Genomic DNA, 1,881 nt, shown 5'->3' on the forward strand with positions numbered 1-1,881 from the left:
CTTCGAGACTGGTCTGGCGGCGTAGGCAGCTATCCGCATCGATGGTTTGGCCGTCGACCAGGGTGAAGGGGACGATCTCGTCCTTAAGGCGGCCTTCCTGCTGTGCGGCTGCGGCCTTCTGCTGCGAATGCAGGGAAAAGACCTCCTGGTCCTCGCGGGAGATGCGGTAGCGAGCGGCCACGTTCTCTGCCGTTTCGCCCATGGTGACATAAGCGCGGATATCTATCTCGTGGCCGTCGCCGTGACTCTCCGCAAAACGGGGGTTCGGCGAGTAGTTCAGGCCGCCTTGCGGCACTTGCGTCATGCTCTCGACGCCAGCGGCGACGAATGCGTCGCCCGCGCCGATGGCGATCTGTCCTGCCGCAGTATGAGCGGCGTACATCGAAGAACCGCAGAAACGGTTGATGGTGGCACCGGCGACGGATATCGGTAGCCCAGCTAGCAGCGTGGCCACGCGGGCGACGTTGTCGCCCTGGCTGCCTTCCGGATACGCGCAACCCATGAGTACGTCTTCGATAAGTGCCGGGTCGATGCCCGTTCGGTAAACCAAGCCTCGCAGGGCTGCCGCTGCCAGATCGTCAGGCCTGGAACCTGCCAGTGCACCTTTGCGGGCAAAAGCAAAAGGAGTACGAACATAGCCAGCAATGACGGGGGTACGCATGGGCTTCTCCGAAAAAAAGGTATTACCGCCATCATACTGGTCGCTTCGAGCTTTCGCAGCACAAGTGGCGACGGATCCATGCGCGGCTGCAGCGGATTATCCGGCGCCTGTGGGAACCTCGGCGGAGGTTGCGGATCCGGCGGGCGGTTGACGGTTCCATTACGCGCCAGGATGGCCATCGTCACGCGGGGCGCAATGATGAAATCCGCTTATCAGCGGACGGTGCTCGCCGAAACCATTGCCCTTGCATCACCACCCGAAAAAAGTACGGGTCCTTTGGACGCGGGGTCGTAACGCCAACTGGCGGGACCATGAACGCAAGTTCTCACGATGGCTGGCGCCGCTGCATCCAGTGATAGCCTCCGGGCCCTGAGCACCTGCTGTCCAATCATGGAGTGAGCCTGTGTCTGACGACATCGTGGAAATGGTCCGGCCTTCTTCCCTTGTCCAACCGCATGGAGGCGTGCTGCGGGAGCTGTACGTTTCCGGGGACCTCGCAGCGGAACTTCGCCGTGGGTCGGGGGCATTGCCCCACCTCGTGCTCGACCACCGACAATTGTGTGACCTCGAATTGTTGCTCAATGGTTCGTTCTCGCCGCTCGACGGCTTTATGCGGGAGGCGGACTACCGCAGTGTTGTTGACCACATGCGGTTGAGTGATGGTCTCCTCTGGCCGATGCCCGTCAACCTCGATGTGTCGGAGGCTGTGGCAGCACCGTTGTCGGTCGGGGATGATGTGGTTCTCAGGGACGGCCAGGGCACGGCGCTGGCCCTGTTGAACCTCTCCGACATCTTTCGGCCCGACAARCAGCATGAGGCCCAGACAGTCTATGGGACCCAGGACCCGTGTCACCCCGGCGTGGCGGACCTTTTCGCCCGGGGTCCCGTTTACCTTGGTGGTCGCCTGCGTGGTCTCCAGCCCCCGGCCCACCAGGATTTCAGGGACCTGAGGTTGTCTCCCGCTGTGTTGCGCGCATGGTTTGACCGCGATGGATGGCATCGCATCGTGGCCTTTCAAACCCGCAACCCCATGCACCGGGCGCATGTTGAACTGACCCGGCGGGCGATGGAAGCCGTCGATGGAAAGCTCCTGCTCCATCCGGTCGTTGGTCGGACGAAGGAGGGGGACATCGACAGCCATACCCGGGTGCGGTGTTACCGCGCGTTGCTGTCCCATTACCCCAAGGACGCTGTGAAGTTGGCTGTGCTGCCGCTGGCCA

The 1,881-nt window shown here is 62.4% G+C and carries 1 protein-coding gene and 1 pseudogene; one reads left to right on the top strand and one right to left on the bottom strand.

Going from position 1 to position 1,881, the window contains the following annotated elements; genetic code table 11:
• Window positions 1-661 (bottom strand): thiolase family protein (locus tag AC1DSN_RS22045; protein ID WP_477332919.1); only part of this gene is annotated, 661 nt, incomplete at its 3' end.
• A gap of 403 nt (window positions 662-1,064) precedes the next feature.
• Between AC1DSN_RS22045 and AC1DSN_RS22050 the strand changes: the two are divergent.
• Window positions 1,065-1,881, top strand: a pseudogene (locus AC1DSN_RS22050) (adenylyltransferase); the annotation flags it as partial.

The organism is Luteibacter sp. P4_D7_3 (assembly GCF_056401735.1).